Origin of the sequence: Pseudaquidulcibacter saccharophilus (genome assembly GCF_019455445.1) — a bacterium.
GTDB classification, from domain to species: domain Bacteria; phylum Pseudomonadota; class Alphaproteobacteria; order Caulobacterales; family Aquidulcibacteraceae; genus Pseudaquidulcibacter; species Pseudaquidulcibacter saccharophilus.
The window spans coordinates 237,167-261,618 of the sequence record NZ_JAHWUS010000002.1 but is presented as its reverse complement, the minus strand read 5'-3'; the positions used below and the strand labels follow the sequence as shown (position 1 = coordinate 261,618).

The 24,452-nt window shown below is 40.3% G+C and carries 22 protein-coding genes; 9 read left to right on the top strand and 13 right to left on the bottom strand.

The genetic code is table 11. The features are described 5' to 3' along the window. Positions 1-56: 56 nt before the first annotated feature. Positions 57-1,619 (top strand): S10 family peptidase, encoded by a 1,563-nt coding sequence (locus KXV15_RS06960; protein ID WP_240007451.1) that lies wholly within the window; start codon positions 57-59, stop codon positions 1,617-1,619. A 157-nt stretch (positions 1,620-1,776) separates the two neighbouring features. After that, the gene (locus KXV15_RS06955) at positions 1,777-2,619 is read left to right on the top strand and encodes a putative phage abortive infection protein (protein WP_240007450.1); all 843 of its coding nucleotides are present in this window, start codon (positions 1,777-1,779) and stop codon (positions 2,617-2,619) included. Positions 2,620-2,702: 83 nt separating this feature from the next. Here KXV15_RS06955 and gatB read toward each other — a convergent pair whose 3' ends face one another. Genes gatB through gatC form a run of 3 tightly spaced genes read right to left on the bottom strand, consistent with a single transcriptional unit; the run spans position 2,703 to position 5,975 of the window. After that, complete coding sequence (gene gatB, locus KXV15_RS06950; RefSeq protein WP_240007449.1) at positions 2,703-4,208, bottom strand: Asp-tRNA(Asn)/Glu-tRNA(Gln) amidotransferase subunit GatB; 1,506 nt, start codon at positions 4,206-4,208, stop codon at positions 2,703-2,705. A 9-nt stretch (positions 4,209-4,217) separates the two neighbouring features. Continuing rightward, a complete protein-coding gene (gene gatA, locus KXV15_RS06945; protein WP_240007448.1) occupies positions 4,218-5,678 on the bottom strand; it encodes an Asp-tRNA(Asn)/Glu-tRNA(Gln) amidotransferase subunit GatA in 1,461 nt (486 codons plus the stop codon). A gap of 9 nt (positions 5,679-5,687) precedes the next feature. Continuing rightward, positions 5,688-5,975, bottom strand: coding sequence for an Asp-tRNA(Asn)/Glu-tRNA(Gln) amidotransferase subunit GatC (gene gatC, locus KXV15_RS06940; RefSeq protein ID WP_240007447.1), 288 nt, complete (start codon positions 5,973-5,975; stop codon positions 5,688-5,690). Positions 5,976-6,135: 160 nt separating this feature from the next. On the opposite strand from gatC, the gene bglX reads away from it, so the two are divergent. Continuing rightward, positions 6,136-8,409 (top strand): beta-glucosidase BglX, encoded by a 2,274-nt coding sequence (gene bglX, locus KXV15_RS06935; protein ID WP_240007446.1) that lies wholly within the window; start codon positions 6,136-6,138, stop codon positions 8,407-8,409. A gap of 3 nt (positions 8,410-8,412) precedes the next feature. On the opposite strand, the gene KXV15_RS13545 is transcribed toward bglX, so the two are convergent. The 4 genes from KXV15_RS13545 to ppk2 all read right to left on the bottom strand — a co-directional run bounded on the left by KXV15_RS13545 (position 8,413) and on the right by ppk2 (position 12,293). Beyond that, positions 8,413-8,577 carry a DUF7230 family protein gene (locus KXV15_RS13545; RefSeq protein WP_420830572.1) on the bottom strand — a complete coding sequence of 55 codons (165 nt, stop codon included), beginning with the start codon at positions 8,575-8,577 and terminating at the stop codon, positions 8,413-8,415. A 52-nt stretch (positions 8,578-8,629) separates the two neighbouring features. Then, positions 8,630-10,405, bottom strand: a complete 1,776-nt coding sequence (locus KXV15_RS06930) for an inorganic phosphate transporter (protein ID WP_240007445.1) — start codon at positions 10,403-10,405, stop codon at positions 8,630-8,632. Positions 10,406-10,506: 101 nt separating this feature from the next. Then, positions 10,507-11,031 carry a cysteine hydrolase family protein gene (locus KXV15_RS06925; protein WP_240007444.1) on the bottom strand — a complete coding sequence of 175 codons (525 nt, stop codon included), beginning with the start codon at positions 11,029-11,031 and terminating at the stop codon, positions 10,507-10,509. Between the two features lie 83 nt (positions 11,032-11,114). Further along, positions 11,115-12,293, bottom strand: a complete 1,179-nt coding sequence (gene ppk2 / locus KXV15_RS06920) for a polyphosphate kinase 2 (protein ID WP_240007443.1) — start codon at positions 12,291-12,293, stop codon at positions 11,115-11,117. Between the two features lie 60 nt (positions 12,294-12,353). On the opposite strand from ppk2, the gene KXV15_RS06915 reads away from it, so the two are divergent. Beyond that, positions 12,354-13,562: a BaiN/RdsA family NAD(P)/FAD-dependent oxidoreductase gene (locus KXV15_RS06915; RefSeq protein ID WP_240007442.1), complete on the top strand. Its 1,209-nt coding sequence runs from the start codon at positions 12,354-12,356 to the stop codon at positions 13,560-13,562. 393 nt (positions 13,563-13,955) lie between these two features. On the opposite strand, the gene gor is transcribed toward KXV15_RS06915, so the two are convergent. Genes gor through glmU form a run of 3 tightly spaced genes read right to left on the bottom strand, consistent with a single transcriptional unit; the run spans position 13,956 to position 17,429 of the window. Further along, positions 13,956-15,299, bottom strand: coding sequence for a glutathione-disulfide reductase (gene gor, locus KXV15_RS06910; RefSeq protein ID WP_240007441.1), 1,344 nt, complete (start codon positions 15,297-15,299; stop codon positions 13,956-13,958). Positions 15,300-15,335: 36 nt separating this feature from the next. Beyond that, on the bottom strand, positions 15,336-16,037 hold the full coding sequence (gene rpiA, locus KXV15_RS06905) for a ribose-5-phosphate isomerase RpiA (protein WP_240007440.1): 702 nt from the start codon (positions 16,035-16,037) through the stop codon (positions 15,336-15,338). Between the two features lie 30 nt (positions 16,038-16,067). After that, positions 16,068-17,429 (bottom strand): bifunctional UDP-N-acetylglucosamine diphosphorylase/glucosamine-1-phosphate N-acetyltransferase GlmU, encoded by a 1,362-nt coding sequence (glmU, locus tag KXV15_RS06900; RefSeq protein WP_240007439.1) that lies wholly within the window; start codon positions 17,427-17,429, stop codon positions 16,068-16,070. An 89-nt stretch (positions 17,430-17,518) separates the two neighbouring features. Here glmU and KXV15_RS06895 point away from each other — a divergent pair, with 89 nt between their 5' ends. Beyond that, positions 17,519-18,217 (top strand): HAD-IA family hydrolase, encoded by a 699-nt coding sequence (locus KXV15_RS06895; protein WP_240007438.1) that lies wholly within the window; start codon positions 17,519-17,521, stop codon positions 18,215-18,217. 102 nt (positions 18,218-18,319) lie between these two features. On the opposite strand, the gene KXV15_RS06890 is transcribed toward KXV15_RS06895, so the two are convergent. After that, positions 18,320-18,520 (bottom strand): hypothetical protein, encoded by a 201-nt coding sequence (locus KXV15_RS06890; protein WP_240007437.1) that lies wholly within the window; start codon positions 18,518-18,520, stop codon positions 18,320-18,322. A 574-nt stretch (positions 18,521-19,094) separates the two neighbouring features. On the opposite strand from KXV15_RS06890, the gene KXV15_RS06885 reads away from it, so the two are divergent. Then, on the top strand, positions 19,095-19,637 hold the full coding sequence (locus KXV15_RS06885; protein ID WP_240007436.1) for a copper chaperone PCu(A)C: 543 nt from the start codon (positions 19,095-19,097) through the stop codon (positions 19,635-19,637). Between the two features lie 68 nt (positions 19,638-19,705). Here the strand turns inward: KXV15_RS06885 and KXV15_RS06880 are convergent, their stop codons facing one another. Next, positions 19,706-20,425 carry a glutathione S-transferase N-terminal domain-containing protein gene (locus KXV15_RS06880; RefSeq protein WP_240007435.1) on the bottom strand — a complete coding sequence of 240 codons (720 nt, stop codon included), beginning with the start codon at positions 20,423-20,425 and terminating at the stop codon, positions 19,706-19,708. 106 nt (positions 20,426-20,531) lie between these two features. On the opposite strand from KXV15_RS06880, the gene KXV15_RS06875 reads away from it, so the two are divergent. The 3 genes from KXV15_RS06875 (at position 20,532) to rpmG (ending at position 22,913) form a co-directional block, all read left to right on the top strand. Then, positions 20,532-21,455, top strand: coding sequence for an isopenicillin N synthase family dioxygenase (locus tag KXV15_RS06875; protein WP_240007434.1), 924 nt, complete (start codon positions 20,532-20,534; stop codon positions 21,453-21,455). Positions 21,456-21,493: 38 nt separating this feature from the next. Continuing rightward, positions 21,494-22,675 (top strand): MFS transporter, encoded by a 1,182-nt coding sequence (locus tag KXV15_RS06870; RefSeq protein WP_240007433.1) that lies wholly within the window; start codon positions 21,494-21,496, stop codon positions 22,673-22,675. A gap of 70 nt (positions 22,676-22,745) precedes the next feature. After that, the gene (rpmG, locus tag KXV15_RS06865) at positions 22,746-22,913 is read left to right on the top strand and encodes a 50S ribosomal protein L33 (protein WP_240007432.1); all 168 of its coding nucleotides are present in this window, start codon (positions 22,746-22,748) and stop codon (positions 22,911-22,913) included. A gap of 100 nt (positions 22,914-23,013) precedes the next feature. Here rpmG and KXV15_RS06860 read toward each other — a convergent pair whose 3' ends face one another. Then, complete coding sequence (locus tag KXV15_RS06860) at positions 23,014-24,378, bottom strand: PleD family two-component system response regulator (RefSeq protein WP_240007431.1); 1,365 nt, start codon at positions 24,376-24,378, stop codon at positions 23,014-23,016. Positions 24,379-24,452 lie beyond the last annotated feature (74 nt).

Genomic DNA, 24,452 nt, shown 5'->3' with positions numbered 1-24,452 from the left:
AGGACTCACACTCAATTTGCGCTTTTATACAAACCGTCAATCCTGAGGTCTAATTTATGCGCAAAATTGTTTCTATTTCAGTGTTAGCATTATCACTTTGTTCTTCAATCGCCTTTGCCGCCGAGCCACAAAAAAAAGAAGATGCAAAACCTGAAAACGATAGCGTCACGGAACAAATCACCAAGGCAACCGCGCTTGCACCTATTACAGAAACAACTAAGGCCACAAAACATAGCGTCACAATAAAGGGAAAGAAAATTGACTATACCGCAACGGCTGGAACTCTAACCATCCGAGACGATGAAGGCGTACCAACAGCAAGCGTATTTTATGTTGCCTATACCGCAAATCCTGGAAAAAACCGACCTGTCACCTTCCTTTATAATGGTGGTCCAGGTTCTGCATCATTATGGCTTCATATGGGAAGCTTTGGCCCTGTAAGGGTGCGCACAACTTCACCCGATGCAACTGGCCCTGCCCCATATACCTATGGTGAGAATGATGAAAGTTTGCTTGATAAGACTGACCTAGTTTTCATTGATGCAATCGGCACCGGATATTCACGCCCACTTGGCAAAACAGAAGGCAAAAAATTCTGGGGAGTTGATCAAGATGTGGATGCGTTTGCACGTGCAATTAAACGCTATGTGACATTAAATGAACGTTGGAACTCACCAAAGTTCTTATTTGGTGAAAGTTATGGCACGACACGTTCGGCCAATCTTGTGAATAATTTACAGAACCAAGGTATGGATTTTAATGGCGTAATATTGCTTTCAAGTATTCTTAATTACGGCATCGAACAACCAGGCTATGATATTGGTTACATTGCTTATTTGCCGTCATATGCGGCAACCGCATGGTACCATAACAAAATTGAAAATAAGCCCTCCGATTTATCAGTCTTTGTTGACGAAGTCAGAAAATTTGCAAGTGGTGAATATGCCGCCGCCCTTGCAAAAGGTAATACTATAAGCGATGCAGAAAAAAGTGCTGTTGCACAAAAATTGTCAAAATACACCGGTCTTTCGGCTGATTATATCATGAAAGCGGATTTACGAATTGATCTTAATCGCTTCCAAAAAGAATTATTGCGCGATCGCCATGAAACCGTTGGGCGCTTTGATTCACGTTTCCTTGGGGTTGATTATGATGATGCCGGCGAAAACCCTGATTTTGACGCATCGGACACCGGAATTAATTCAGTGTTCGTGTCGTCACTTCGGGCATATTTGACATCAGATTTACAATACAAAACTGATTTGGATTACCGCCTTGGCGCATATTCGCAACCTGATTTTGATTGGGACTGGAAACATAGACCCGCACAAGGTTGGACACAAATGATGCCAGACGTTGGTATCGATTTGGGCGCCGCAATGCGTCAAAACCCACACTTGAAAGTGCTATCCCTGAATGGTTATTATGACATGGCAACGCCGTTTTTTGCCACCGAATATGATATTGCGCATATTCCACTTAAACCACAAACCGTTAAAAATGTTAGCTTTAAATATTACCCATCTGGGCATATGATTTATCTAAACCCCGAAGCCTTAAGCCAATTGGTAAAGGATTTAGGTGGCTTCTATGATCAGGCTGCCCCACAGGGAAAGTAAAATTTATTAATTATAGAAATACATTTCGTGGTGAAAATTGACCGACCAAGCTTAGAATGTAAACCAATGAAATTTTTTTATAAAATATTACGATATGCATTTGAAGCCTTATGTTGTGGCATGCACAAACAATTAAATATAAATAGTGAGTCTCGAAATGAAATATATAATAAAAAAATCATTTGATAATCTTAAATTTATTTTTTTTATGATATTAGTATTTTTTCTTATTTATTTTATAATTTATGAAAACTGGAAATTCGGGCTTTATATTGCGGACAATCCAAAATTCAGAGAAATATTTGGACAATTTGGAGATATTTTTGGATTTTCAAATGCCTTGTTTTCAGGACTTGCATTTCTATTTCTAGTTGCGGGTTTCTATTTGCAATTTTTAGAAATAAAAAATGCAAGAAATTCCTATTTAGAACAAGAATATGAAAGCAGATTCTTTAACTTAATAAATTTATTAAATTCTATCGTAAATGACTTTGATATTAAAAAAAGAAAAACACATGAACAAATACATAGAGGCAGGGATGTATTTGTATTTTATTATGATAAATTGGAAATGAGACTTAAAAATATAGATTTTACAGATACCAATAAAAATTTTAATGCTGAATTCAATAAAGAATATAAATGCTTTATAACAAAACAAATTATTCCTGAAAATAACAAAGAAGCAAGAGTTAATGGAGATAATGGCTTTGAATTACTACATTATTTTAGAACAATATACATAATTCTAAAATTTATTGAGGAATCAAATCTAAATAAAAACGTAAAATCTTTCTATGTTAGAGTATTGCGTTCCCAAACTTCAGAATATCAGTTGAGAATGATAATATATAATGCTTTATCTAATCATTCATACGATAAAAAAGGCGGTATGGCTCTAAAAAAATTGATAGAACAAACGACTTTTTTAGATAATTTAATAGATTCAGAATTTAAAGATAAAATAAAAAATAAGTTTTTGGAAACAGCTTTTAATTGATATCAAAGGCGCTTCGATTGAAGCGCCTTTTTAAATTCTTATCTCTATTACGAAACACCTAAGAGCGTAATCTGGGGTTAAATTTACTCAATTCCCAATTTCTTCTTAAGAATATCATTCACAATCGCCGGGTTGGCTTTGCCACCGGTGGATTTCATAACTTGACCAACCCACCAACCAAGCATTTTTGGTTTTTCGCGGGCTTCGGTAACTTTTTCTGGTTGGGTTGCCATCAAATCGTCAATGGCTTTTTCAATTGCACCGGTGTCGGTGGTTTGTTTTAAACCTTCACGCTCAACGATTGCCGCAGGTTCATCACCTGTTTCAATCATTTTTGCGAATACATCTTTGGCGATTTTACCATTGATAGTTCCGTCTTGAATAAGTTTTACAAGACCACCCAAATTCTTGGCAGAAATTGGTGAATTGGCAAATTCAACACCGTTCTTGTTTAACCAACCAAATAATTCAACCGTTAGCCATGAATTGACCATTTTGGCATCTGTACCCTTGGCCGCTTCTTCGAAATAATCAGAGAATTCTTTATCGGCAACCAAAACACCCGCATCATAAGCAGACAAGCCAAAGTCATTGATAAAGCGGTGTTTTTTTGCACTTGGCAATTCTGGTAAGGTTGCCTTAATACCGTCCACCCATTCTTGAGTGATTACCAATGGCAACAAATCAGGATCAGGGAAATAACGGTAATCATGCGCATCTTCTTTTGAACGCATGGTGCGGGTTTGACCTGTTTTCACATCAAATAGACGCGTTTCTTGGTCAATTGAACCGCCATCTTCAAGAATTTCAATTTGGCGACGCGCCTCATAGGCAACAGCCATCGCAACGAACTTAGTTGAGTTTACGTTTTTGATTTCGCAACGCGTTCCCAATTCACCACCTGGGCGACGAACAGATACGTTAACGTCAGCACGCATAGAACCTTCGTCCATATTACCATCGCAAGTGCCAAGATAACGCACCAAAGAGCGCAATGATTTGAAATAATTTGCTGCTTCTTCTGGTGAACGAATATCAGGTTTTGATACAATCTCCATCAAGGCACAGCCAGAACGATTAAGGTCAACATAGGTTGCATCAGGATCAAGGTCGTGGATTGATTTACCCGCATCCTGTTCAAGGTGGATACGCTCGATACCAACCATGATTGTTGATTTATCTTCGGATTCAACCTCAAGCTCCCCCTCACCTACGATTGGGTAAAGATATTGAGAAATTTGGTAGCCTTGTGGCAAATCTGGGTAAAAATAGTTTTTACGGTCAAAGCGTGACCACAGGTTAATTTTCGCACCCAAACCGAGACCGGTTTTTACCGCCTGCTCAACACAAAACTTGTTGATAACCGGCAACATGCCCGGCATGCCAGAATCAATGAATGAAACATGGCTATTTGGATCGCCGCCATATGATGCAGATGCGCCCGAAAATAATTTTGAATTTGCCGCAACCTGTGCATGGACTTCCATACCAACGATGATTTCCCAATCACCTGTTACGCCCTTTACCCATTGGTCAGGACGTGCGGTTTTGAAAGCGGTGAAAACAGGTGTGCTTGCTTCTACTGTCATAATAACACCTTATAAATTTGGTTTTGCGGTAAAGTTGGCGGCTTTTTCAATAGAGCCAGCAACCGCGAATAATGTTTCTTCGTCCAATGCCTTGCCGATAACTTGTAAACCAAGAGGAAGACCGTTCACATCAACGCCAGCAGGCACAGAAATACCAGGAAGACCAGCAAGGTTAGTAGTAACCGTAAAGACGTCATTCAAATACATTTGAATAGGGTCTGTTTGTTTTTGACCAAGTGGGAATGCAGCGGATGGTGCGGTTGGCGTTAAAATCGCATCGCATTTTTCCCAAGCCTTAGTAAAGTCTTCAAGAATTCTTGCACGAACCTTTTGTGCCTTTAGATAATATGCATCATAATAGCCCGCAGAAAGAACGTAAGTACCAATTAGGATACGACGTTGTACCTCTGCACCAAAACCAGCTGCGCGGGTCTTTTCATAGGTATCGATAAGGTCTTTGCCATCAACGCGATTTCCAAAACGCATACCATCATAACGCGCAAGGTTTGAAGAAGCCTCAGCAGGGGCAACAATATAATATGTTGGAAGTGCATATTTAGTGTGAGGAAGTGAAATATCCACAATCTCTGCACCCGCTTCTTTTAGCCAATTAATGCCGTCTTGCCACAATTTTTCAATTTCTTCTGGCATACCGTCAAGGCGATATTCCTTTGGAACACCAATTTTCAAGCCCTTTACCCCGCGTGAAACTGCGGCAGCAAAATCAGGAACCGGAACATTCAAAGAAGTTGAATCTTTAATGTCGTGACCGCACATTGATTTCAACATGATTGCGGTATCGGTAACGTCTTTGGCAATTGGTCCAGCTTGATCAAGTGAACTTGCAAAGGCAACAATACCCCAACGTGAACAACGTCCATAGGTTGGTTTTATACCAACTGTACCAGTAAATGATGCAGGTTGGCGAATTGAACCACCAGTGTCGGTCGCAGTTGCCGCAAGGCATAAATCAGCCGCAACAGCAGACGCCGAACCACCAGATGAACCACCAGGGGTTAGTTTCTTTTCAACCTGCCAAGGGTTTACAACCGGACCGTAAGCAGAAGTTTCATTTGATGAACCCATTGCGAATTCATCCATATTCAACTTGCCAAGCATTACAGCACCATCACGCCACAAATTACTTGTGACGGTTGATTCATATTCTGGTTTAAATTCACCAAGAATTTTAGAGCAAGCAGCAGTGCGATATCCCTTGGTCGCGAACAAGTCTTTAATACCAAGAGGCGCGCCTTCTAATGCCCCCGCGTTGCCAGCCGCACGGCGTGCATCAGATGCCTTTGCGTCTTCGCGTGCCTTTTCATGGGTTACCAATGTATAGGCATTTAATTTCGGATTGATGGCATCAATTTTATTCAAAAATGCATCGGTGATTTCCAAAGATGTAAAGTCACCCTTGCTCAAACCATCCAGCGCGGATTTTAGAGTTAGTTTGGTTAAATCAGTCATGTCCTGCCCCTATTCCACTGCCTTTGGCACGACAAAAAAGCCAGAATCTGCCTTGGGTGCATTTTTCAAAACTGCCGCCTGTTGATCTCCATCAGAAACGACATCATCACGCATTGGCAATACCTGCGCCACAACAGATGTCATAGGTTCAACGCCATCGACATTGACCTCATTCAACATTTCAATCCAATTCAAAATGCCATTCAGTTCATCAACCATTACAGGCACTTTTTCGTCCTGTATGGCAAGTCGTGAAAGGCGGGCGATTTTTCTTACGTCTTTTTCGCTAACCGACATGATATTCCCTGTATTTTATGATTTCTCGCCTACTCCAAGCCGCCGTTTTGGGCAAGGTCTTAAGGTGTAAAATCAGTTCATAGCATAATTATTGCTCTTTTAATATTGCGGAAACGTTTCCACGCCTTTATTGTCAAAGAAAACATTTAAGGGATGAATGATGACAATACTCGAAAATAATTTAGCATTTTCTAGACGCAGTTTTTTAATGGGCAGCATTGCCGCAGGCGTTTTCAGCCCAAAAATTATTTTCGCAAAATCAAAAGATGAAGATTTTATCGATAATCTCATTGCCAATATGTCATTAGAGGAAAAAGCTGGACAGCTTAGCATTTTTGCCGACAACACACGCTCGAACTCAATTGCAATTAATCCCGCACAAGCAAAAGTCGGAAAAGATGCACTAATATCCCGAATTAAAAATGGTGAAATTGGTGCATTGTTTAGCGCGAAAGGTGCAAAAGGTGCGCGTGAATATCAAAAAATCGCAATAACACAAACCAAAAGCAAAATACCGCTTATTTTTGGTGCCGATATTATTCATGGCTGTACAACACAATTCCCAATCCCACTTGGTGAAAGCGCAAGTTTTGATATAGATCTTTGCGAACGCACGGCCAAAATGGCGGCATTTGAAGCCACAGCAGTCGGCATTCAATGGACATTTGCCCCAATGGTTGACGTTGCCCGCGACCAAAGATGGGGGCGCGTTGCCGAAGGTTCTGGCGAAGATCCATATCTAGGCATCAAATTAGCACAAGCAAGAGTAAAAGGTTTCCAAGGAAATGATTTAAAATCAGAATATAGCGTCCTTTCTTGCCCAAAACATTTTGCCGCTTATGGCGCCGTTCAAGGTGGGATGGATTACAACACAACAGAAATGAGCGAGGCAACATTACGCGACCTCCACTTGCCGCCTTTCAAAGCGGCTTTTGATGCCGGCGCTCTAAGCGTGATGTCATCTTTCAACGATATTTCTGGCGTTCCCTCAACTGCAAACCCTCACCTTTTAACAGATATTTTGCGCGATGAATGGGGTTTTAAAGGGCTCGTAGTATCTGACTATACGGCCGATGATGAGCTAATTCATCATGGTTATGCTGCAGATGGTCGTGATGCCGCCAAAAAATCCATTCTTGCAGGTTGCGATATGTCGATGGAAAGCGGGCTTTATAATAAATATCTGCCTGACTTAGTTAAATCAGGCGAAGTGCCGTTAAAAGTGGTTGATGAATCTGTCCGCCGCGTATTACGGGTTAAACAAGCTTTGGGACTATTTGAAAACCCATACCGCTCTTTAAATGAAGCGCGCGAATTAAAAGACCAGCGCACCAAGGAAGCAATCGCACTTTCGCGTGAAGCCGCGCGCAAATCAGCGGTTTTATTGAAAAATGAAAACAATATTTTACCGCTTCCTAAAACCGGTAAAAAAATTGCGCTTATTGGACCGTTTGCTTCTGATAAATATCAAACCCTTGGTACGTGGACGATTTTCCCTGATTTTGACAATGCGGTTACATTAGAAAAAGGCTTACGTGCGCAAATATCATCGCAAGATTTGATAAAAACTGCCAAAGGTTCTCATATAACAGAAGCAATGGATGGCGGAATTGAAGAAGCAGTTCAAACCGCAAAATGGGCCGATGTTGTTGTACTTTGTGTTGGTGAACCTGAAAAATTCTCCGGTGAATCACAATCTCGTGTTTCAATAACCATTCCCCAACCGCAACAAGAACTTGCCGAGGCTATCGCAAAAACCGGAAAGCCAGTGGTTGTAGTTTTATCGCACGGACGAGCATTAGAATTATCAGGTGCTGTCAAAAATGCTGATGCGATTCTTTGCGCGTGGTTTTTGGGGTCAGAGCATGGCAATGGCTTGGCAGATTTAATTTTTGGTGATTATTCACCACAAGGTCGCCTTCCCGTGTCTTTCCCGCATTTTTCAGGGCAACAACCATATTATTACAACCACCGCATAACCGGGCGACCGCAACAACCGGGGCAAGAAAGGTTTTACAAGGCACGCTATATCGAAACCGACAATACCGCCCTTTATAGCTTTGGTCATGGTTTGACTTATTCAGAAATTGAATATGGCAAGGTTGAATTATCATCACCAAAAATCGGGATGAATGAAGATTTATTCGCAAGCTGCATAATTACCAATAAAGGCAACCGCAAAGTCCGTGAAGCCGTTCAATTATATATTCATGACATGGTCGCAAGTATTACCCGCCCCATTCGTGAATTGAAGGCGTTTGAACTAGTAGAAATTGACGCCGGTCAAAGCAAAAAAGTTGAATTTAGAATTGGCGCTCCTGAACTTGGTTTTGTTCATAATGATTTGAAACATTACCCAGAGGCCGGCAAATTCAAACTATGGATTGCACCAAGCTCGGTAACGGGCGAAGCGGTTGAATTTGAACTATTGTGATGGCTATATAAAACTACAAATAAAAAAGGCAGCTGAAGATTTTTCAAAGCCGCCTTTTTTGTGTTTTATTTTTCGCGAATAAGTTTTCTTATTCTTTACCACCTGCAACCGCAAATGCGGGGAACGCAGGGATTTTGCAATCGGATTTCGTTTCAATTTTGCCTCCATACTTAATCAAAGCAGGCGGCATATATCACAAGAACCCTAAATTTTAAATGAATTACTTCACAAATTGGCTAAAGATCCAATAGAGTGTGCCTGATAACAAAATTGCGGCAGGAAGTGTCAACAGCCACGCCATAAGCAAGTTACGAACCGTTCCTAATTGCAAGCCTGAACCGTTCGCGGTCATCGTCCCTGCAATACCTGATGAAACGACGTGTGTTGTTGAAACCGGCAAACCAAAATTATCGGCCGCCATAATGGTTGCCATTGCGGTTAATTCCGCCGCCGCACCTTGGGCATAAGTAAGGTGAGTTTTACCAATACGTTCGCCCACAGTTGTAACAATTCTACGCCATCCCACCATAGTTCCAAGGCCAAGCGCAATCGCCACAGCGGCCTTTACCCAAATTGGAATATATTTGGTGGACTTATCAACCATTCCTTTGAAGGATTTAACATTTTCACGATCCTCTTTGGCAAAAGTTGAAAGTTTTCCACCTTTATCAAGACGTGAAACAGTTTCCGACACTAAATACATATCGTTGCGCACGTTTGTAACTGAAGCGGCAGGAACATTTGACAATGAACCTGACAATTTAACTTTATAAGAAATTTCGCCAATTATTGAAGATAATGCAGGCAAGGTTTGCGGAGTATAATTCTTGGTTCTGATATAGTCTGTAAGAATTGCGCGCGAATTGCCAGAAAAAGGCGCCGGAGACATTTTATCAAGCGAGCGCTGCGTAACTTCTGCCATTGCGATAAATTGTGTAGTCTGGCTATGCGGCATAGTGCGGTTAAGACCATAAGTGGTTGGGATTGTGCCAATTAATATTAGCATAATTAACCCCATGCCCTTTTGACCATCGTTTGAACCATGGGCAAACGAAACACCTGTACATGTCATAATTAAAAGCCCACGAATCCATAATGGTGGCGGCTTCTTACCCTTTGGCTCGCGGAAAAGTTTACGTTTTTTGATAACTAGCTTCATTACGAGTAATAAAATTGCTGCTACACCAAAACCCACAAGCGGTGATAAAAGCAAAGACCACCCAATTTTCGTTGCCTGCGCCCAATCAATTCCCGATGCCCCGTCACGACCACGCATAAGCGCATTGGCAATACCAACGCCCATTATAGAACCGATTAGTGTATGCGATGATGATGCAGGAAGGCCAAGCCACCAAGTCCCCAAATTCCAGATAATGGCGGCAATCAAGAGCGCAAAAACCATTGCAAACCCTGCGCCACCGCCAACCTGCATAATTAGTTCAACTGGTAATAAGGAAATAATACCGAATGCAACAGCGCCAGATGAAAACAACACACCAAGGAAGTTAAACACCCCAGACCAAATAACGGCAAAGTGTGGTGGTAATGAATGGGTGTAAATAACAGTCGCAACGGCGTTTGCTGTGTCGTGGAAGCCGTTAACAAACTCAAAGCCAAGGGCAATAAGAAGCCCTGTACCCAATAAGAAATACAGCCAAGCTGTAACCGCTGGGCCGCCGAAAATTGCCGATTTATTTATGTCTGTAAAAACGTTAAGTGCAGTATAAACCAAACCAAAAATAAGAAGCGTAGTAAAGATTATTTGCCCAGCACGGTTTGGCTTGGCTTCCATAATTGCGCGAACGCTTTTTAATCTTTTGTTTTCTTTAGATTTTCCAGCTTCATTAGCATTTGAATTTTCTGGTAAAGGCAAAACAATTTTTTCGTCACCACTATGAGTGCCTGGAATTGTTATTCTGCTGGAATCTAAATTTGAAGCTTCTTCTGACTGAAATTCTGGCGTAAAATTCGTATCAGTCTTATCGGTATCAGTCATAATTATCCCTTTTTTCGAGGGGCGAATATTTTATTTTCATGACACTTATATGACATTTTAATTACTTTGTGTCATAAAACTGCATATATTCGGTTTATTTTTCAGAATTTTATTTCTGCACTCGGCATAACCTTACAGAACACCACGCCCAATACCTTGTTGTAATGTGCAATAATGTCTTTTGCAGCAATAGTTTTGGTTTCAAATGTAGTGTGTGCATCAGACGCAACAATGATTTTATAACCTAAATCAACACCAACTTTAACGGATGTATCAACGCAAAAATCAGTTTGAATGCCGCAAACAACAAGTTCATCAATACCTTTTGATTGAAGATATTCATGAACATTGGTTCCACCGAAACACGAAATCACATCTTTTGAGTATGATTTTTCACCATTTTCAGGCGCAATTCCTTCAACAAATTCGACACCCTCTGAATTTTCTGAAAGATGCGGAAACCGATTATCAATATGCCGGAAAAAAATAACTTCGACACCTGCATTGCGGGCGTTTTTAATTAATAGTCTAATATTATCTAATGTTTCTTTAGGTTGATAAACCTGAAACCGCTCAGAAATAAAAGGGGCTTTTTGTACATCAATTACTAAGAGTGCTTTTGTCATGCCTCTCTATGACGAAAAAAGAAATCAAATTGCAAGTAACAATCGCATTTAAAATAAAAACGGCGGGTTTCCCCGCCGCATTTTTAGCCATTATTAAAGCTTGCGCGCCCAACAATTAGCGGATCTGGGTGCCCAATGTTATTTTGTGAACGCCCCTTATACGGTAATTTATTTAAGACATAACGCATGGTATTAAGACGCGCACGCTTTTTACAATCAGACTTTATAACAATCCAAGGGCATTCAGAGGTATCGGTATGAAAGAACATAGACTCTTTTGCCGCTGTATAATCATCCCATTTATCCAAAGATGCCTTATCAATTGGTGAGAGTTTCCATTGTTTCAATGGATGAATTTCACGCTCTTTAAATCTTCTTCTTTGCTCTTCACGGGAAACACTGAACCAAAATTTAAAAAGATGGATGCCGCTGTTAACTAATTGACGTTCAAATTCTGGTGTTTGACGCAAAAATTCACGGTATTCCGGCTCTGAGCAAAAACCCATAACTCGTTCAACACCGGCACGGTTGTACCATGAACGGTCCATAAGAACGATTTCACCACGTGTTGGAAGATGCTTTACATATCGTTGGAAATACCACTGACCTTTTTCTTCATCGGTTGGCTTCTCTAGCGCTACGGTACGCGCACCACGTGGATTAAGATGCTCCATAAAGCGTTTTATAGTTCCACCTTTACCGGCGGCATCACGTCCTTCAAAAACGATAACAACTTTTTGCCCGGTTTCTTTAACCCATGCCTGAAGCTTTAAAAGCTCTACTTGAAGCTTATATTTCTGCTTCTCATAATTCTTTCTAAGCATGCGGTTTTTATATGGGTAAACTGCATTGCGCCAATCATCGACCAAATCATCATCCGGGCTTTTTGGAATACCACGTTCCAACTTGTCCCACTTTAAAAGGTTTGCACGAATTGCAATTGCATCATCCTCTGATGCCCCTTTCAAAATCGCCTCAATTGCTTTTAATGCGCCGTCGGAATCCGTAGGCGTCGGTTTAGTATTTTTTACTATATCCTGTGTAGCAGCAAGTTTAGCATCAACCGCGGCATCAATGCTTTGTGTAACCGCGCTTTCTTCAACTGCTTTCTCGGTGATATCAGCCTGTGCAACAGTTTTTGCAGCATTTGTGCGTCTAGTAACAGCATTAGTGCGCGTCCTAGTGGCATTTGTCTTTGTTTTTGTGGTAGTTGCAACCATGTATAAATCCTTATTTTTTGGCGTTCGTAATGGATAATTCATATCACATATCGAACTTTTTATCCCGCCAAATTTTGAGACAAATTGTAGCACTGGGGCAAAATGTCGCGTAATATATTAAAACTATCTGAAACTATTAAAGTTTTTGACGCAATCATAATCGGTGCGGGTGCTGCCGGTCTGTTTTGCGCGGGACAACTTCGGCAAAAAGGCAAAAAGACCCTCGTGCTTGAAGCATCTGATAAGATTGGCACAAAAATATTAATATCTGGTGGAGGAAGGTGCAATTTCACCAATTTAGAGGTGTCTTATAAGAACTTTCACGGAAAGAACCCACAATTTGCGCGTTCGGCATTATTGCAATTTACAAACGCTGATTTCATTGAAATGGTGAAGCGCGCAAACATTCCATATGTAGAGAAAACTTTGGGGCAATTATTTGTTGATCGCCAAGGCGGGGCAAATAATATCTTACAAATGCTTACTGAGGCATGCAAAGGCATCAAAATCAAAACTGGCGTTGAAATAACCTCAATTGAAAAAAATGAAGATTTTAAAATAACCACCCCAGAAGGTGAATATCTCGCAAGAAATGTAATTATAGCAACCGGTGGCAAATCAATTCCCAAAATTGGTGCGACAGGATTTGCATATGATATAGCCAAGCAATTTGGCATTTCCGTCAATGAACCATCCGCCGCCCTCGTCCCGCTTGTTTTTAGCGGGCAAAAATATGATTGGGTTAAATCACTTAGCGGGGTTTCTTGTGAAGCGATTGTTTCAAGTAAATCCGCATCATTCAAAGAGGCAATTCTTTTTACCCATAAAGGAATGTCAGGGCCAGCAATCTTACAAATCTCTAGCTATATAAATCAAGGCGAAGAAATATATATCGATTTTACGGCAGGGCATGATTTTGAAAAGAAAATCCTATCCACCAAGCAAAAGCACCCAAATCAAAGTTTTGTAAACACGCTTTCCTTATTATTACCTAGCAGGCTTGCAAAAGAATTAGTTGGGGATTTAGGCGAACGAAAACTTCATAGCCTTAAAAACCATGAAATAACTGATTTCATTACACGCCTCAAATCATTCCCACTTACGCCCGCCGGTAATGAAGGTTATTACAAGGCAGAAGTCACAAAGGGCGGCATTGATACCGATGAATTGAATCAAAAAACTATGGAAAGCAAAAAAGTTCCCGGTCTTTATTTCATTGGTGAATGTATCGACATCACCGGATGGCTGGGCGGATATAATTTCCAATGGGCATGGTCAAGCGCTTGGGCGTGTGCGAACGGGATTAATTAAATTGCCATACCAATCAAAAACAAATATCTAAAACACTAACCGCCCCAAAGCTAATAGGGTCATTCGTGGGGGAGCAAAAACACTATTACCGTCCCCAATTTTGCCCTTATAATATTTTTTACAAGTCTTGACACATTCCTGATAAATATCAGGAAATGTCAGGGTTTTTGCCGGTATTAAATTTGGTGGATGTCAACAAATGTCAACATTTTGGGGCAATTCAAAAAATAAGCACTAATAATCGGTTTAACAAATTGATTATCAATTGTTTTTTTTAGAAATAATCGCTGTTACACATTGTAAATATTGTTTAAAAATGTTCACATTAATTGAAAAATATTTTGGTTATCGGGGTGGTAAAAACGCCCTTCCGTCCACTTGTGTTCAACTTCCTTATTTAAGCGTCACCAATTCTTCCGCCATTGTCGGGTGAACTGCACAGGTTTCGTCAAACTGCTCTTTGGTAAGCCCTGCTTTAACCGCAATCGCCGCCATTTGAATCATTTCTGGGGCATCATCGCCAACGATATGCACGCCAACCACAATATTATCGGATGCACGCACCACCAATTTCATCATTACCCGCGTTTGATCATTTGATAATGCAATGCGCATTGGCCGGAAACGAGTTCTGTAAACATCAATTTGTCCGAATTTTGCACGCGCATCATGTTCGGTCAAACCAACAGTGCCAACAGGTGGTTGGGAAAACACTGCGCTGGCAACATTTTCATAATTCATTTTGGTTGGTTTATTATTGAAAATAGTTGCCGCGAATGCAGCACCTTCACGGATTGCAACAGGCGTAAGATTTATGCGATTGGTAACATCACCAACGGCATAAATATTATCAATATTGGTTTTTGAATACTCATCAACCTTTATGGCGTCATTTTCAATTTCGACACCCGCATTTTCAAGGCCAAGCCCTTTGACATATGGTTTACGACCCAATGCAAGCAGAACCTTGCCTGCAAATATAATCTCGCCATTTGATAGATGCACATTAAACCCATCATCAATCGGGCTTATTTCATTTATGTTTGCTTTGGTGATAACACGAATTCCGCGATTCTTCATATTTTCGTGAACTTCGGCACGAATACAATCGTCAAAACTGCGCAAGATTTCTTCACCACGATAAACAAGCGTAACATCAACGCCAAGCCCCTTTAGGACAAAGGCAAATTCAATCGCAATAAAACCACCGCCATTAATCACAATTGATTTAGGCAATTTATCTAATAAGAAAACCTCGTTCGAGCTTATGGCATGCTCGGAACCAATTATTTCATCTGGAATATATGGCGCGCCGCCTGTTGCGATAAGAATATATTTGGCACTTAGCACACGCCCATCTGATAGCTTAATATGGTTTTTATCCAAAATTTCGGCACGGGTTTCAAAAATTTCAACCCCCGAATTACCGAGGTTGCGGTTATAAATTGCCGAAAGCCTTGCAACCTCATCCTGCACTTTATTGCGCAACGTCTTCCAGTCAAAACTTATGTCACCAATTGACCATCCATACGAAGGGGCAATTTCCGTAAAATTATGTGTAAATTCAGAAGCATAAACCAAGAACTTCTTGGGAACACAGCCACGAATTACACAGGTTCCGCCAATCCGATATTCCTCTGCAATGGCAACCTTTGCGCCATAGCTTGCTGCCATACGCGCCGCACGAACCCCGCCTGAACCGGCACCAATCACGAATAAATCAAAATCATAAGTCATTACTTACAAATAATGACTTGAGTTAAAGATTTCAATCTATTCGACAACTTTTGCACCGTTTGGCGTTCCCAATACCAAAGTACGTTTTGCGTTTTTGAAGTTCGGGAAAATGCCGTTCTCAACAACGCCTGGGATTTTATTTAGTTCAAAGCAAAGTAATTCAGGGTTAGGTATTTCAATGCACTTACAATCAAGAATGAAATTACCATTATCAGTAATTAATGGCGCACCGTCTTTTTGACGAATTGCAACCTCGTCCCCTTTAACACCACATGTTTTCAAACAATTCTTAATTTCATGGATTGTAATGGAGGTTGCGAATTGAATAATCTCAATTGGTAAAGCAAATGTACCAAGTGTATTCACCAATTTACTCTCATCAGCAATGACAATCATATGCTTAGAAGCGTGCGCAATAACCTTTTCACGCAAAAGCGCCGCCCCACCACCTTTAATCAGATTTAAAGCACCATCGGCCTCATCAGCACCATCAACAACCAAATCAAGTGTTGTTACTTCATCAATATTCAAAAGTGGCACGCCGACTTCTTTGGCAAGTGTTTCGGTGGCAATAGACGTTGGAACACCGGCAACCTTGAAGCCATTTGCCACCTTTTCACCCAATTGGCGGACAAAATGTGCGGCAGTTGAGCCAGTTCCCAGCCCAAGCAACATTCCTTCTTTAACATACTCAATTGCCTTGGCAGCAGCTTGCGCCTTTTGTGTATCTGCATCCATAATCATCTTGCCTATATTAATTTGCTAATATTATTTCATTTGCGCTTTTTTTGCGGAACTTAGGGCGTGGAAATTATCCGCCCATTTCTCCTTAATTGTTTGTGCATTACGTTCAAAAGATAATGCGCCCGCAGGAATGTCTTCAGTAATAGTTGAACCTGAACCGGTCATGGCCTTGTCGCCAATTTTCAACGGCGCAACCAACATAGTGTCAGAACCAATTAAGACACCTTCACCAATTTCAGTTTTATATTTGAAATAACCATCATAGTTACAAGTAATGGTACCGGCACCAATATTGGTTTTTTTACCAATTGTAACATCGCCAAGATATGTAAGGTGGTTTGCTTTTACCCCTTCTGAAAGCTTGGCATTTTTGGTTTCAACAAAGTTTCCGATATGAACATCTTTGCCAATTTCAGAACCTGGGCGAATACGTGAATATGGGCCAATAATTGCACCATTGCCAATTATGCCACCTTCGATATGGGTAAAGGCACGGATTGTTGCACCGCTTTTAACAACAACACCTTCTCCAAATACAACATTTGGTTCAATTGTGACGTCGTTTTCAATTTCAGTGTCATGACTAAAGAATACGGTTTCGGGTGCAATTAAAGTTACACCCTTTTCCATCATCTCAACACGTTTTTTACTTTGGAATGCGGCCTCTGCTTGCGATAATTCAAGGCGTGAATTGACCCCCATAACTTCATCTTCTGTGCCGCGAACCGCTTTACATTTTTGCCCTGCATTAACCGCAAGCCCAACAACATCAGTTAGGTAATATTCACCTTTGGCGTTCTCATTAGTAACATTTTCAAGGTGTGCGAATAAATCCTTTGCATTTGCCGCCATTACACCTGAGTTACATAGATTAATTGCAAGTTGATCGGCAGTAGCTTCTTTTGCTTCGACAATCTCAAGTAAATCGCCATCTTTATTTTCAATTAATCGACCATATGCGCCAGGTATCTTTGCTTCAAACCCTAGTACTGAAACGCTAGCGCCATTTTCAACTGCTTCAAAAGCTTTTACGGCAGTTTCCCTAGTGATTAATGGTGTATCAGCGTAAAGAACAATAACGTTTCCATCAAAACCGCTCATTGCATCCTTTGCACAATTAACAGCGTGACCGGTTCCCATTGGTGGCTCTTGAAGCGCATGCGCCCCCTCACCTAATTGCGCTATAACTTTCTTGGTTGCATCTTGGTTATGCGCCCCAGTTACAACGACAATTTTTTCACAATCTAAATCACGTGCCAAAGCAATCACCCAATCCAACATCGCTCGTCCAGCAACTTTGTGAAGTACTTTAGATAATGAAGATTTCATTCTTGTGCCTTGACCAGCTGCAAGAATTATTGCGGCGCGCGCTTTAGAAACTGTCATGGTAAGCCCTTTGTTCAAGTCTGATTCCAGACCGATAAATTACATTTTGTCTGCTAGCAATTATTTATTCAAAAATCTATAAGACAATCATGTCAAAACCTTTAGATAATTTTACAATTGCCTTTGACCTTGATGGTACTTTAATTGATACCGCACCTGATTTGGTGCGCGCGACCAATGAAGTGATGGATAAACTAGGACTACCGCATGTAGAACTAGATGACATGAGAAGGATTATTGGTCGTGGTGCAAGATTTGCAGTTAAAAGGGCTGCAAAGGTTGCTGGCTATGAAATTACTGAAGATGAACTAGATTTGCACGTTCCATTTTTCCTTGAAACCTATAAGGCAGGTATCGCCCTAAGAAGTAAGGTTTACGAAGGCGTACAAGAATGCCTCAAGGTCCTAAAGGAATCTGGTGCAAAACTTGTTGTTTGCACAAATAAACCTACACACCTTTCTGAATTGGTTATGCAAGAGCTTGGAATTCTGGACGATTTTATCGGCATATATGGGCCAGAATCCACTAAGAAAACCAAACCAGACCCTATCCACTTGCTAACAGCAATTGATGGCGTTGGTGGCAATCGCGATATGGCAATTTTGGTTGGAGATAGTGAAAATGACGTTCTTGCCGCGCAGTCCGCTAAAATCCCTGTTGTAGTAACTTCTTTTGGTTATACAGAGATTAAAGTACACGACCTTGGCGCCGATGCATTTTTCAATCATTATGATGAATTATTTGATATAATCATTAAACTAAGTCAAAAATTGCAAAATTTTGCATAATAAAAAATGCCACCATCTTTATGAGACGGTGGCATAAATTTTTTAGTATGTAAATTTCTTAGAAAAATTTAAGCGTAAAAATAAAAGCTAGTAAACGCAAAATTAGCTATCCTGTTGGATGCGACGGCGCGGTAAGCCATTTATCATATCTGAACGAACATCTGTTCTGCCAGAACGCATTGCAGGAACAAAGCCTTCATCAACCAAATCAACAGTTACGTCATAACCACGGTCACGCCAGTATTCTTGAATTTTGGTTTTAAGGCGGCGCGCGCCTTCGCTAGTGCAGAAATCACCTTCCATTTTTATCCTCGTAATAGTGAATTGTCTAAGTTTAACTTAGTCCAATTTTTGAAAAATAATGTGCTTGCATATTGCAAAAAATTGCAAACTTGTCGCAAATCACAGTATGTTTAAGTGCGGTGGCGGCTTAAACAGCATATCGAAAATAAAATCAAGCATAAAAATAAAAAAAAATTTGACTATAATAAAAAAAATGAAAACGCTTCCACATACCTCAGGACAAATTATTCACATTTTTGACATTATATTGAAATATTTTTTCAATGCAGATAAAGTATGAATAGATAATAGTCATTTTATGCCTCGCAATGCTATTATTGTTGCATTTTATTATAACCATTTAGCAATAAATGCAAAAATAGATAGTTGCGTTGCATTTTTGCATACTATGACATTTTGTCCATTTTTATAATAAAGCAATGTGTTTTATATTAATTTATAATAATATGCCTTTAAATTACATACATTAAGACTGATTAATTAGCTGCTGCATTAAAACTGATTCACAGCTCTTTTTATAACACCATGTTATTTAATGCCGCATATAAGATATAATTATTATAGCGGAGTTTTCATGAAAAAAGTAATTATAGCAATATCTGCCATAGCATTTATTAGCGCTTGTTCACAAAAAGCTAATTCACCAGCAACACAATCAAATGAAATCGCAACGAATGAAGTAGCTGCAATTGAAACCGATGGCTTAAAACTCGAAAACCCTCGCGTTCGAGTACCAATGGGTGGCACAGATAAAACTGCCGCTTATGTAACAATACATAATTCAACCGATAAAGCAGTTGTGATTGTTGGCGGTGAAAATGATCTTTCAAAAAGAACTGAACTACATACTCACGAAAAAAGTGCCGACGGTATGATGCAAATGCGCAAAGTTGACAGTTTTGAAGTTCCTGCTGGCGGCGACCTTGTGCTTGAACCTATGGGCAAACACATAATGATGTTTGAAATTAAACCAGGTCTTAAAGAGGGCGATGTTGCTAAAATCACGCTAAATACTACGGATGGCAAAAAAATTAAATTTGAAGCACCATTAGTTGTTGACCCAGGTCAATCTGCGACAATGGGTGACATGAAAGGCATGGAAAAATCCGGCCATTAACCCGGACACCACCAACGCATCAACTAAATAAACCCGCCAAACACTCCCTCTATTGAAAATGGGGGGAGTTATTTTTTGCCAAATAAATTGCGCGCCTGTTCCTCAATTTCTTCTTTATTGAGTTTTGTTTGGTCACGCTTACTCTCTTTTCCAACTGCAAGCCCTTTCTGAACGGCTGGGCGTGAATTTATGATTTCATACCAATTTGACAATTTTTTGAACTCTTTCAAATCTTGTCCGACAAACTCATACGCTCTAATCCATGGGAAACATGCCATATCAGCAATTGAATATTCGCCCGCAATAAACTCATAATTCGCAAGCTGGTTATCAAGGACACCAAAAAGGCGCCTAACTTCATTAAAATATCTATTTCGCCCATATTCAATGAGCTTTTGGTCATCAACCAAATTGGGTGCATAATTCCTATAATGTGATGCCTGTCCCGCCATTGGCCCCAGCCCTGCCATCTGCCAAAAAAGCCACTGGTCAATTAAAATGCGTTCACGATCATTCTTGCCATAAAACTTGCCCGTCTTGCGAGCTAGGTATTGTAAAATTGCACCAGATTCAAAAACTGATATTGGCGCACCATCAATGAATGTAGGATCAATAATTGCCGGCATCCTATTATTCGGACTGATTTTCAAAAACTCTGGTTTAAATTGATCACCTTTGGAAATATCAACCAAATTAAGTTTGTACGGCAATTGCATTTCTTCAAGCGCAATTGAAATTTTCCAACCGTTTGGTGTTGCCCAGAAGAATAATTCAATCTCGTTTGACATCTACCCTAACCTCTCTAGTTTTATTATGTAATAATTTATTATAAGATTTACCTTAAATCATAAATAATAATTGCCGTATATCAGATAAACAATTTTGGGGATAAATATGGATTCAATAATTCCACCAGTTTCAATGAAAACATGGGCACAAAGCCCGGAAGATTTTGCACAAGAACTTGGCAAATGGTTTGAAACATATGGATTTGCGGTCGTTGCCGACCATGGTGTCGATCAACTTATCATTGATAATGTTTTAGAAAAATCTAAAACTTTCTTTGCCTTACCTGAAGAAGTCAAAATGAAATATAAGGCCACCTTGGGCGGCGCCCGCGGTTATGTTCCGTTTGGTATTGAAACTGCAGTTGGTCACGATAAGGCCGACTTAAAAGAATTCTGGCACCAAGGCAGAAACTTACCTAAAAATCATAAATATGAAAAATATATGCCGCCAAACATAATTGTTGATGCCGTCAATGATTTCAATGACGCAGTTGATACTTTCTATAATGCATTTGACGATCTAGGTAAAAGAATTTTGAAATCTGTCGCCATTTATCTAAACCTTGAAGCCGATTTCTTTGAAAGCAAGGTTGACAATGGGAATTCGGTATTGCGCCTTTTACATTATCCACCAGTTACTGGCGATATTGAACCAGGTGCAATTCGTGCCGGTGCGCACGGCGATATTAACGTAATAACATTGTTATTAGGTGCAGATGAACCAGGCCTTCAACTTCTTGACAAAGAAGCAAATTGGCAAAATGTTACCGCGCCCAAAGGCTGCCTTGCGATTAATGTTGGTGATATGCTTTCACGCCTAACAAATGGTGTTTTACCGTCATCAATTCATCGCGTTATCAACCCTCAACCCGAACGGGCAAAGTTTGCACGATATTCAACGCCGTTCTTCTTACATTTCAATCCGGACTATCTAATTGAAACATTGCCATCATGTGGCAATAGCCAGTTTGCGCCAATAACAGCCCAGGCATTCTTAGAACAACGATTAAGTGAAATAAAATTGATGTAATTACTTAGGTTTGTTAAAGGCAATTTTAGGAGTTTAAATTGCCTTTAACAACACATGAGCCAAAATTAGAAAAAATATCGTTTCCCGTGATTGCAGGACTAGTTGTTGCGCTATCAGCGGGCTTTGTATCATCTATTGGCTTCGGCCTTCTGGCGCCTTTATTTGCGTTGAGAATGGATGATTATGGGCTTTCACCAAAAGAAATTGGCGCATTGGTAACAATAATCGGCATTGCCCCATTATTTATGACGCCATTTATTCCAAAAATTTTAAATATAATTCCTACAAAAAAAGCTTTGATTATAGTAATGATATTAAATGCGTTACTATATGTGACGCTATTTTTTGCCCATACGCCAACCATTTGGACATCTGTAAGAATTGGGTTCGCGATTACGGGTACCTTCCTATTTATTGCATCAGAAAGTTGGATATTAGAAATATCGCCACCATCGATTCGCGGGAAGATATTTGGGCTTTATGCCGTAATATTTTATGGTGGAATTGGACTTGGAGGCATATTAATCTCCCAATTAGGTTACCAAAGCAACAATGTGATTTTGGTCGCAATTATATTAAATTTTTTATGTACGCCATTATTCTTCTTAAAAACACTCCAACCTTCAAAACCACATGCTGGGGAGCGCCTTAGCAGTATATATAAGCTAATATTCTTATTCCCTGCGCTATTCATGCCTGCGTTCGCAATTGGCGGCCTAGAGACATCAGCATTCAATCTTTTCCCCGTCTGGAGCCGCAAACAAGGTTTTGATGATGCATTTGCAGGGCATATATTGACCGCGGCAGCAATTGGAAATGTTATTCTTCAATTTCCAATTGGCATGTTGGGTGATAGAATCGGTCGAAAGAACGTTTTGAACATAATTGCAATAATTGCATTTGTTTTGCCAATTGGCCTTATGTTTCCATTCTCAAAATTATTTATATTGGCAATCGTATGCTTATGGTCGGGAATTATAACGGGGTTTTATACTATGGGCCTTGTGGGAATCGCAGAAAACTTTAAAGGTGACAAAATCGCCACCGCAAATGCATCATTTGGCACAACATATTGCATTTCACAGACCCTAACGCCTTCAGTTGGTGGCTATATAATGGACGCATTTGGCAATAGTGGATTTATGCTAATCCTTTCAATTATAGGACTTTTGCCATTGTTTTTAAACTTTTTCACTAAAAACACTGCAACCTCACCTTGACACAGGCTCTCAATTATGGTCAACGCGCACCTTCAGTTTTAACAACACCGCAACCGCGGAGGGGATTATTATGGCTAAACCGGCCTCTATTAAAATTCGTTTGAACTCTTCAGCTGGCACAGGCTTTTTCTATGTTACCAAGAAAAACGCTCGTACTAAAACCGAAAAACTTCGTATGAACAAATACGATCCAGTTGCTCGTAAGCACGTTGAATTCGTTGAAGGTAAAATCAAGTAATTTTACCATTACTTAAATACGAAAAGCCCGCCAATGGCGGGCTTTTTGTTTATTTAATCTTTCACAAAAAATATTCTTAAATTATCACTGAATTCTAAATTTATGCCACGTTGGCAATAACGCGGTTACGACCTCTTTGTTTCGCCGCATATAGCGCCTGGTCAGCGCGTTTTATAACCACATCAGTATCATCATCTGCACGGTTGCCGATTGCAACACCCACAGAAACAGTAACCTCAAGCGGGTCTTTATTTGAACCAATATGGAATGGATCACCAGATACGGCAACCCGAAGCCGTTCTGCAATTATGTATGCATCTTCCGCAGAAGTATCCGGCATAATAACTACAAATTCTTCACCGCCAAAACGACAAGCAAGGTCACGTGGACGGAAGTTAGATGCTAACCTTTCTGAGAATTGGCGGATAACCTCATCCCCTGCATCATGACCAAAAAGGTCATTAACGCGTTTAAAGTGGTCAATATCTGCAATTATAACTGATACCGGTGCACCACCACGTTTTGTACGTTCAAGCAATGCTTTAAGCTGTGTTTCCATATAACGACGATTATGAAGTCCAGTAAGCTGGTCAGTGACAGCTTTTTCCATAGTCGCGTCCACGCTAAGTCGTAAATTCTCAATATAACGTTTACGACGCACTAGAGTGCGAACCCTAAGCTTTAATTCATCCTCATCTAATGGACGATTAATAATGTCGTTTACGCCAATTTCCAACGCCCTAATGGACCTTGTACGATCTTCTGCATCAACAATCGCTAAAATTGGAAGACTACGGGTATTAAATTGTGAACGAATATGGGCAGCCAAGCGTAGGCCGTCAAATGTCTTTCCTGATGCAGAAACAATCAACAGCTCAACAGACGAATGACCGTCTGGACCCAGTTGATTAGATTCCTCCATCAAAAGCGCGCGCTGCTCTTCATTTAAGATTCTTTTTAACCGTTCACCGCGCTTTGCATCATCTTCAAGTATTATAACCCTAGCACCAAGACCATTTTCACCTTGTTGCATTTCATCAATAACGCCAATCCTACGACCAACTGCCTCTCGCGAGCGCAGTTCATCTGCAATACTTTTATACTTGGCCAAAGAGCGAACGCGTGCAAGCAATAAAGTATCGTCAATGGGCTTAGATAAAAAATCGTCTGCGCCAACAGAAAGACCACGAATCCTATCCGATTTTTGGTCAAGAGCAGTAACCATAACAACAGGTATATGGTGAGTTTTTGGGTCTTCTTTTAACCGACGGCAGGTTTCAAAACCATCAAGCCCCGGCATCATAACGTCTAGTAAAATAACGTCAGGATTTTCTTCGATGGCGCGCATAATTGCTTCTTCGCCTGACGTTGCTGAAATGACGGTATAATATTCGTGCTGGAGTTTTGCCTCCAGTAAACGAACATTCGTAGCAACATCATCAACAATCAATACACGCGCGGTCATTCATCACCCTGATGGCATCCAAAAGCTTCTAATAAACCCCCAGAAAACCAGTTTTATTCTAGCTAGAATAAATT

What these genes read in the sequence shown, in the direction of transcription:
- gor (WP_240007441.1), bottom strand. Translation starts at nt 15,299, where the DNA reads ATGACTTATGATTTTGATTTATTCGTGATTGGTGCCGGTTCAGGCGGG.
- KXV15_RS06880 (WP_240007435.1), bottom strand. Translation starts at nt 20,425, where the DNA reads ATGTCAAACGAGATTGAATTATTCTTCTGGGCAACACCAAACGGTTGG.
- KXV15_RS06875 (WP_240007434.1), top strand. Translation starts at nt 20,532, where the DNA reads ATGGATTCAATAATTCCACCAGTTTCAATGAAAACATGGGCACAAAGC.
- glmU (WP_240007439.1), bottom strand. Translation starts at nt 17,429, where the DNA reads ATGACAGTTTCTAAAGCGCGCGCCGCAATAATTCTTGCAGCTGGTCAA.
- KXV15_RS06885 (WP_240007436.1), top strand. Translation starts at nt 19,095, where the DNA reads ATGAAAAAAGTAATTATAGCAATATCTGCCATAGCATTTATTAGCGCT.
- bglX (WP_240007446.1), top strand. Translation starts at nt 6,136, where the DNA reads ATGACAATACTCGAAAATAATTTAGCATTTTCTAGACGCAGTTTTTTA.
- KXV15_RS06955 (WP_240007450.1), top strand. Translation starts at nt 1,777, where the DNA reads ATGAAATATATAATAAAAAAATCATTTGATAATCTTAAATTTATTTTT.
- KXV15_RS06930 (WP_240007445.1), bottom strand. Translation starts at nt 10,405, where the DNA reads ATGACTGATACCGATAAGACTGATACGAATTTTACGCCAGAATTTCAG.
- gatC (WP_240007447.1), bottom strand. Translation starts at nt 5,975, where the DNA reads ATGTCGGTTAGCGAAAAAGACGTAAGAAAAATCGCCCGCCTTTCACGA.
- gatB (WP_240007449.1), bottom strand. Translation starts at nt 4,208, where the DNA reads ATGACAGTAGAAGCAAGCACACCTGTTTTCACCGCTTTCAAAACCGCA.
- KXV15_RS06925 (WP_240007444.1), bottom strand. Translation starts at nt 11,031, where the DNA reads ATGACAAAAGCACTCTTAGTAATTGATGTACAAAAAGCCCCTTTTATT.
- ppk2 (WP_240007443.1), bottom strand. Translation starts at nt 12,293, where the DNA reads ATGAATTATCCATTACGAACGCCAAAAAATAAGGATTTATACATGGTT.
- KXV15_RS06915 (WP_240007442.1), top strand. Translation starts at nt 12,354, where the DNA reads ATGTCGCGTAATATATTAAAACTATCTGAAACTATTAAAGTTTTTGAC.
- KXV15_RS06890 (WP_240007437.1), bottom strand. Translation starts at nt 18,520, where the DNA reads ATGGAAGGTGATTTCTGCACTAGCGAAGGCGCGCGCCGCCTTAAAACC.
- KXV15_RS06960 (WP_240007451.1), top strand. Translation starts at nt 57, where the DNA reads ATGCGCAAAATTGTTTCTATTTCAGTGTTAGCATTATCACTTTGTTCT.
- KXV15_RS06860 (WP_240007431.1), bottom strand. Translation starts at nt 24,378, where the DNA reads ATGACCGCGCGTGTATTGATTGTTGATGATGTTGCTACGAATGTTCGT.
- KXV15_RS06895 (WP_240007438.1), top strand. Translation starts at nt 17,519, where the DNA reads ATGTCAAAACCTTTAGATAATTTTACAATTGCCTTTGACCTTGATGGT.
- rpiA (WP_240007440.1), bottom strand. Translation starts at nt 16,037, where the DNA reads ATGGATGCAGATACACAAAAGGCGCAAGCTGCTGCCAAGGCAATTGAG.
- KXV15_RS13545 (WP_420830572.1), bottom strand. Translation starts at nt 8,577, where the DNA reads ATGGAGGCAAAATTGAAACGAAATCCGATTGCAAAATCCCTGCGTTCC.
- gatA (WP_240007448.1), bottom strand. Translation starts at nt 5,678, where the DNA reads ATGACTGATTTAACCAAACTAACTCTAAAATCCGCGCTGGATGGTTTG.
- rpmG (WP_240007432.1), top strand. Translation starts at nt 22,746, where the DNA reads ATGGCTAAACCGGCCTCTATTAAAATTCGTTTGAACTCTTCAGCTGGC.